This is a genomic window from uncultured Fretibacterium sp. (assembly GCF_938040765.1).
Classification (GTDB): Bacteria; Synergistota; Synergistia; order Synergistales; family Aminobacteriaceae; genus CAJPSE01.
Genome location: NZ_CALIAA010000128.1, coordinates 1 through 7,013, shown reverse-complemented (window position 1 = coordinate 7,013; position 7,013 = coordinate 1). Strand labels below are relative to the sequence as shown.

Annotated in this window: 6 protein-coding genes; all 6 read left to right on the top strand. The window is 61.6% G+C overall.

All coding sequences use genetic code 11. From position 1 onward, the window contains the following. The first annotated feature begins 103 nt into the window (after positions 1 to 103). The gene (locus Q0176_RS04825; protein WP_299299771.1) at positions 104 to 841 is read left to right on the top strand and encodes an amino acid ABC transporter ATP-binding protein; all 738 of its coding nucleotides are present in this window, start codon (positions 104 to 106) and stop codon (positions 839 to 841) included. A 513-nt stretch (positions 842 to 1,354) separates the two neighbouring features. Beyond that, complete coding sequence (locus tag Q0176_RS04820; protein WP_299299769.1) at positions 1,355 to 2,998, top strand: ABC transporter substrate-binding protein; 1,644 nt, start codon at positions 1,355 to 1,357, stop codon at positions 2,996 to 2,998. 22 nt (positions 2,999 to 3,020) lie between these two features. Further along, complete coding sequence (locus Q0176_RS04815; RefSeq protein WP_299299767.1) at positions 3,021 to 3,938, top strand: ABC transporter permease; 918 nt, start codon at positions 3,021 to 3,023, stop codon at positions 3,936 to 3,938. A 21-nt stretch (positions 3,939 to 3,959) separates the two neighbouring features. After that, positions 3,960 to 4,829 carry an ABC transporter permease gene (locus Q0176_RS04810; RefSeq protein WP_299299765.1) on the top strand — a complete coding sequence of 290 codons (870 nt, stop codon included), beginning with the start codon at positions 3,960 to 3,962 and terminating at the stop codon, positions 4,827 to 4,829. Then, positions 4,826 to 5,830: an ABC transporter ATP-binding protein gene (locus Q0176_RS04805; protein WP_299299763.1), complete on the top strand. Its 1,005-nt coding sequence runs from the start codon at positions 4,826 to 4,828 to the stop codon at positions 5,828 to 5,830. The genes Q0176_RS04810 and Q0176_RS04805 overlap by 4 nt, the downstream gene beginning before the upstream one ends. Then, positions 5,827 to 6,819 (top strand): ABC transporter ATP-binding protein, encoded by a 993-nt coding sequence (locus tag Q0176_RS04800; protein WP_299299761.1) that lies wholly within the window; start codon positions 5,827 to 5,829, stop codon positions 6,817 to 6,819. The genes Q0176_RS04805 and Q0176_RS04800 overlap by 4 nt, the downstream gene beginning before the upstream one ends. Positions 6,820 to 7,013: the final 194 nt, after the last annotated feature.

The following is a 7,013-nucleotide window of genomic DNA, read 5'->3' as shown; positions in this document are numbered from 1 at the left end:
CATTGCGGCCGGAATCGTATACTGGTTGCTGATCGTTTGCGTGGACCTCATTCAAAAACAACTCGAGGTAAGAATTTACCGGTTTTTATAAAGGTGAGCCTTCATGCTTCAAGTGACGGGGTTGGAAAAAAGTTTTGGAAGCTTCAAGGTGCTGAAGGGCATTACCTTTCGGATTGACGATGGAGAGGTAGGGGCCATCATTGGCCCGTCCGGAACAGGCAAATCCACTTTGCTGAGATGCATCAATTTTATAGAAAAGCCCGACGGAGGAAGCATAAAGATAGGCGACCTGTCGGTTGATGCCGGCAGGTCGTCGGAAAGACAGATCCGAAGGCTGAGAAACAAGACCGCGATGGTCTTCCAAAACTATTGTCTGTTCAAGAATAAAACGGTTTTGGAAAACATCATGATGCCCCTGGTTTTGGTTCAGAAGAAAAAGAGAGAGACTGCGTTGGAGATTGCGTTACAGCTACTGGAACAGGTAGGCTTGAAAGACAAACAGCATTGCTATCCCTCCAGGCTGTCGGGAGGTCAGCAGCAAAGGGTGGGAATTGCCAGGGCCCTGGCGGTAGACCCCGAGATCATATTATTCGACGAGCCGACGTCTTCGTTGGATCCTGAACGGGTGGGAGAGGTTTTGGCGATCATTAAGGATTTGGCCGACAAGAAGCGGTGCAGTATGCTGATAGTAACGCATGAAATGAATTTTGCGATGGAAATCTCGGATAAGGTCTTTTTTATGGACGACGGAATGATGACGGACGAGGGAGCGCCCGATAATTTGAGGGGCAACAGCGCGAATAAAAAGCTCTGCAGTTTTCTGAACGGTTTCATCAGGTAGGAGGACAACCCTGCTCGCGGAGGCGGATACGACTCCTGCGCTGAAACTTACAGGGTGGGGGCGGAGGTTTGATGAAACCACTGTAAGCCCGAGGAGGCAGATCAAAGATTTGTCGTTTCGTCCCTTAGGGCATCGGGGCACCGCTGCTGTATTGAGAACGTGAACTCTCGGGAAGTTCCTTGACGCTCCCGCGCGTTTCTGATAGCCTGAGACAGGCGAAGGGGGCCCTGTGCAGACGGGTCCATCCGCAGATCGCCGGCATCGCCGAACATCGGCGTTATCCGTTAAAAGCATCGACGTCGAGGTCGGGGTGAGAGGTCGGAAGGAGGGCTTTTCGATGCGTCGTCCGGAAACGTGATCGAACACGCGCAGTGCACGTGCTGCATCGTCGTCCCGTTCGGCCGGACGTCGGGAGATTCCCTGACGCTGGCGCCCCTCCCCTGTCACTCGGCCTCGTCCGGTCCGTTCGGCCCAATCCCGTTTGTTGTCCCCTATAGGAGGTCGACCGTCATCATGAGATTCGTCACGCGCTTTGTTCGGGCCGCGGCTGCGGCCGCGCTTTTCCTGCTTGCATTTTCCCCGGTTCAGGCGGCGGAGAACAACCCGTTCGAGAACTACAAAAGCCCCAACGGAAACACCTTCGTCCTTACCCTGTTTCAGAATCCGAGGACCCTGGACATCCAGAAGACCAACGCGGACTACTTCATCCCGCTCCAGATCTACAGCCGTCTCGTGGAGGCCGAGCCCGACAGCAAGGGCGGTGCGGTCATCGTCCCCGGCCTGGCCGAATCCTGGGACATCTCCGCGGACGGCAGGACCTACACCTTCCACCTGCGCAAAGGGGTCAAGTTCCATAACGGCGCGGAGTTCAGGGCGGACGACGTCCTGTTCACCATCGACAAGATGATGAACCCGGAGGAAAAGACGCTCAACACCGACACCTTCGAGATGATCGCCGGGGCCAAGGAGCGGCTCTCGGGCAAGGCCGAGACGGTCGGAGGGGTCAGGGTGATCGACGACTACACCGTGGAGATCGTCCTGGAGACCCCCTACGCTCCGTTCCTCGCGAACCTGACCGACGCCCCGGCGTCGATCTTCAATCGCAAGGCCGTCACCGAGGGAGGGGAGAAGTTCGGCTTCGATCCCCAATATACCGTGGGGACGGGCTGGATGAAGTTCGGGGGCTGGAAACCCGATCAGGAGATCAACCTGGTTCGGAACGACGAGTACTTCGGCAAACGCCCTTCCATCGACGGCGTTCGCTACCTGATCAACATCGATCCGACGACGGAGCGCATGATGTTCGAGAATGGGGAGCTCGACGTGATGACCCTCGGCAACGCGGCCACCTACAAGTACTTCACGGAGAGCGAGGCATGGAAGCCCCTGACCCGCTCCTTCGAGCGCCCCGGCCTGGTCTACATGATGTTCAACTGCAAGACGAAGCCCCTGGACGATGTCCGCGTCCGCAAAGCCATTCAGAGGGCCGTCGACCGCAGCGCGCTGAACACGCTCTTCTTCAATGGGACGGGGGTTCCCATGGACGGCGTCATCCCTCCGATGATCCCCGGCTACACCAAGGACCTGCCCCACATCCCCTTCGACCCGGACGAGGCCCGGGCGCTCCTCAAGGAAGCGGGGTTCGAGAACGGGTTCGACCTGCTTCTGATCCAGAACAACAGCAGCAAGTACACCCACCCCATCAACGAGGCCGTCCAGGCCATGCTTGCGCCCCTCGGCGTGAGGCTTACGATCAAGAACCTCGACATGAGCGCCTTTTGGGACACCGTGATGAAGGGCGACGACGGGTTCGGAATCTTCATCGGCCCTATGACCGCCGGCATCCCCGACGCCGATACCTTCTTCTTCCGCTTTTCGGCGCTGGGAAGCCAGGCGGTGGGCCTCAACCTCGCCGACCCGGAGCTGAGCGCGAGAATCTACAGGGCTCGGGAGATGAGCGACGTCGATGCCCGCATCGCACTGAACCGTGAACTGGAGAAGGAGATCGCTTTCGAAAAGGCCCTCTACCTGCCGATCGTCTCCAGCAAGGGCGAATGGGTGCTGAGCCCGCGCCTGAAGAACTTCCATCTCTCGTGGCAGGGCTGGGCGGCCGGGGCGACGCGGGATCTGGAGCTCGACCCGGCCTATGGCAAATAACACCGCCCTTTTGTAGGCCGACATGCTGACCTATACAGCCAGGAGGATGGCCCTGACGCTGCCGCTGCTCGTCGGGGTCATCTTCCTGACGTTTCTTCTGATGAACGTCATCCCCGGAAACCCCTTCAGCGGGATGCTCGTTCAGAAGCAGGACCCTGCCGTCGTCGCGCGGCTCATGGAGAGCTTCGGGCTCAACGATCCCGTCCACGTTCGCTTTTGGCGCTATCTTACGGGCATCCTGCACGGGGACCTCGGCGTCTCCCTGTCTCAGAACCGCCCCGTGGCGGACATCCTGGCGGAGGTCTTCCCCAACACCTGCAAGTTGGCGCTGTCGGCCTCCCTTCTGACCTGGATACTCGGTATCTCGGCGGGGATAGGGGCCGCGTTGCTCCATGGAAGGTTCTCCGACAGGGCGATCACGGCCTTCGCCGTGTTCGGGATTTCGACCCCCACCTTTTGCTGCGCCGTGCTGCTGCAATATTTTTTGGCCTACAGGCTCAAGTGGTTTCCCGTCTCGGGATTTTTTCGCCTGGAACACCTCGTGCTGCCCTCCCTGGTCCTGGGCTGGTACGGGGCGGGCTCCGTGGTGCGCCTCGTGCGCTCCAGCATGCTGGACGCCATGAACGCCGACTTCATCCGCACGGCGAACATGAAGGGGCTTGGCCGGACGCGCATCGTCCTTCGCCACGCGCTGAAGAACGCGCTTCCCCCCGTCGTGAACCTGCTGGCGATGCAGTCCGCGTCCCTCTTCGGCGGCGCCGTCATCACCGAGTCCATGTTCTCCATCCCCGGGCTGGGGTCGCTCTCCCTCAATGCGCTCGTCTCGCGGGACATGCCCCTGCTGCAGGGGGCCATCCTGCTCTCCACGTCCGTGGTCATCCTGGGAAATCTCGTCGCCGATCTTCTCTGCGCGGCCATCGACCCGCGCCTTCGCCGCTGAACCCCCATGAACCCGCCGGCAATGGACAGGCCCCTCGCGCTTCGCGCCCTGAGGCTCATAAACGACTTCGCGATGCGGAAGAAGCTGGGGACCGTCAGCGCACTCCTGATCCTTTGTTTTATCCTGCTGGCCGTCCTGGCCCCGCTGCTGGCGCCCTACGACCCCGCGCTTCCGAACTACAGGGAATTCCTCCAGCCGCCCTCGGCGCAGCACTGGATCGGAACGGACGCCATGGGGCGCGACGTTCTGAGCCGCATCCTCCATGGAACGCGGATCTCCCTGATCACCGCGTTCGTCCCGACATTCCTCTCCCTGGCCCTGGGCGCGCTTCTCGGGATGACGGCCGCCCTCTCCGGCCGGAAGGTCGACGCGCTGATCATGCGCACCGCGGACATTGTGCTCGCCTATCCCTTCATGATTCTGGCCATGGCGATGATCTACAATCTGGGCGCGGGGTTCGTCAACCTTCTCCTCGTCCTCTGCCTGACGGGATGGGCGCGGACGGCGCGCATCGTCCGGTCGGAGACCGCGAGGCTGAAAACAAGCGGTTTCGTAGAGGCCGCACGGACGACCGGGGTCGGGCGGATCCGAATCATGGCCCGCCATATCCTGCCGAACATCCGGCAAACCCTTCTGGTCCTGTACACGGTCAACGTCCCGGGGGCCATCCTCTCCGAGGCGGGGCTGAGCTTTCTGGGGCTTGGAGCTCAGCCCCCTCTGACCAGCCTCGGGCTGATGGTCGCGCAGGGGCGCGAACACCTCTTCAACGCCCCCTGGATCTCCCTGGGCCCTGCCTTCTGCGTCCTTCTGCTGGCCATGTCCTTCAACTTCCTGGGGGACGGAATCAGGGAGTACCTGGACCCGGGGACGGGAGGCCCTGTACGGCGATGAACGACGTCCTCAGGCTCCGCAACGTGACGATCGGGCTTCGGCACGGGCGGTCGGAGCGCGTCCTGATCGAGGGGCTGGACCTCGCCGTCCCTCCCAACCGGATCGTCGGGCTGGTGGGCGAATCGGGAAGCGGAAAAAGCGTGACCGCGTCGGCGGCGATGAACCTCCTCCCGGCCCCCCTCCACGTCCTGAGCGGAGAGGTGCTCTTCAAGGGGGAGAACCTGCTGAACATGACGGACAGGGAGCTGAGAGCGCTCAGGGGACGCGAGATGTCCATGATTTTCCAGGAGCCGTCGCGGGCCCTGAACCCTCTTCTGACCGTCGGAGAACAGATCGGAGAGCTTTTTGCGGCACACGGCGGCCTATCCCGAAGGGAGCGCCGGGAACGGGCCATCGAGCTTCTGCGGAGCGTGGGGATCCGCGACCCCCGGTCCCGATACCGGGAGTATCCCCACGAGTTCTCGGGCGGGATGCAGCAGAGGATTCTCATCGCCATGGCCGTGGCGCTGCGCCCGTCCCTTATCGTGGCGGACGAGCCGACCACGGCCCTCGACGCCACGGTTCAGGTCCGCATCCTCGAGCTCCTGAGGCGCCTTCAGGAGGAGACGGGAGCCTCGATCCTCCTGATCACGCACGATCTGAGGGTCGTCGCCTCGCTGTGCGACGAGGTCTGCGTGATGTACGCGGGCGAGCTGGTCGAGAGGGCGGATGTCTTCACGCTCTTTGAAAATCCGCAGCATCCCTATACCCGAGGGCTGATGGAGTCCGTCCCCAGGGCGGACGTTTTCCGCGGCCTTCCACGATGCATGAAGGGGCAGGCCCCGGAACGTTTTTACGAGCTGGACGGATGCCGCTTCGCCCCGCGCTGCCCCAGGAGCCGGCCGATTTGCCTCCGGGAAAAACCGGCGTTCCAATGGAAAAACGATCACGGGGAGAACGGATGCCGTGTTCGGTGTTTTTTCCCGATCAATACCCCGGACGGGAGAAGGGACGGACGATGAGCGTTCCCCTGGCGGAGTTCAGAAACGTGGGGATGATTTTTCCCCGAAACGGTATTTTTTCCTTCGGACGCGGGGAGACCCGGGCGCTCCACGGCGTCGACCTGACCTTGCGGCGTGGGGAAACGCTGGCGCTGGTGGGCGAGTCGGGAAGCGGGAAAAGCACCCTGGGCCGGATCCTGAACGGCGCCCTGCGCCCAAGCCGGGGATCCGTGCTCTACAGGGGAAGGGACCTGAACGGCCTGCGTGGGAGGGAAAGGCGGGACGCGATGCGGAACATCCGCATGGTCTTCCAGGATTCCGCCTCCGCGCTGAACCCCAACATCTCCATACACGCCAGCCTGTTGGAGCCGCTGGAGGCGTTCGGGATCGCAGAGGCCGGACGCGGCCGTCTGGAGCGCGCCATGGAACTGCTCGAAAGCGTCGGACTGCCGAAGGAGACGGTCTTTCGCTATCCCCGCGAGCTCTCCGGAGGGCAGCGCCAGCGCGTGGGCATCGCCAGCGCGCTGGCCACGGAGCCGGAGCTCCTGATCTGCGACGAGCCCGTCTCATCCCTCGACGTCTCGATCCAGGCCCAAATCCTCCATCTGCTGCACTCCCTGAAGGAGGAGAAGCGGCTCACCTGTCTCTTCATCTCTCACGATATGGGCGTCGTGCGCGCGATATCGGACCGCGTTTGCGTCCTCTACCGGGGCCATATCTGCGAGATTGCGGATACCGAAGCGCTGTACGACCGCCCTCTGCATCCCTACACCCGATGCCTTCTGGACTCCATCCCCGGCATGGATCCCGGGGACCGAAAAAAACGCCCCCTCTCCCCCCTCGACGCTCCCTCCGTCCCAAGCTCTGAGGAACGATGTCCGTTTCTGCCGTATTGCCCGCGGTCCACCCGGGACTGCACCCTGCGCATGCCCGAAATCACGGAGCTTGGCGGACGCAAGGTCCGCTGCTTCCATGCATATGATCCGGAGACGGTAAGGAAGGTGCCGTGATATGAAGGGGACGGGTGGACTTCACCACGAGGCGGGAGCCCCTCCAAAGAACGATATCGCCCTGTCATTTCATGCCCCATTTCCTTTATAAGACCATTGACGTGCATAATATGCGCATGATATGCTGTGCCCACAACGGAGAGAGGGGGAGGGGCTAAATACCAAGCTCAAAGCAGGCAATCGAAGAAATTACG

What these genes read in the sequence shown, in the direction of transcription:
- Q0176_RS04825 (WP_299299771.1), top strand. Translation starts at nt 104, where the DNA reads ATGCTTCAAGTGACGGGGTTGGAAAAAAGTTTTGGAAGCTTCAAGGTG.
- Q0176_RS04820 (WP_299299769.1), top strand. Translation starts at nt 1,355, where the DNA reads ATGAGATTCGTCACGCGCTTTGTTCGGGCCGCGGCTGCGGCCGCGCTT.
- Q0176_RS04815 (WP_299299767.1), top strand. Translation starts at nt 3,021, where the DNA reads ATGCTGACCTATACAGCCAGGAGGATGGCCCTGACGCTGCCGCTGCTC.
- Q0176_RS04810 (WP_299299765.1), top strand. Translation starts at nt 3,960, where the DNA reads ATGGACAGGCCCCTCGCGCTTCGCGCCCTGAGGCTCATAAACGACTTC.
- Q0176_RS04805 (WP_299299763.1), top strand. Translation starts at nt 4,826, where the DNA reads ATGAACGACGTCCTCAGGCTCCGCAACGTGACGATCGGGCTTCGGCAC.
- Q0176_RS04800 (WP_299299761.1), top strand. Translation starts at nt 5,827, where the DNA reads ATGAGCGTTCCCCTGGCGGAGTTCAGAAACGTGGGGATGATTTTTCCC.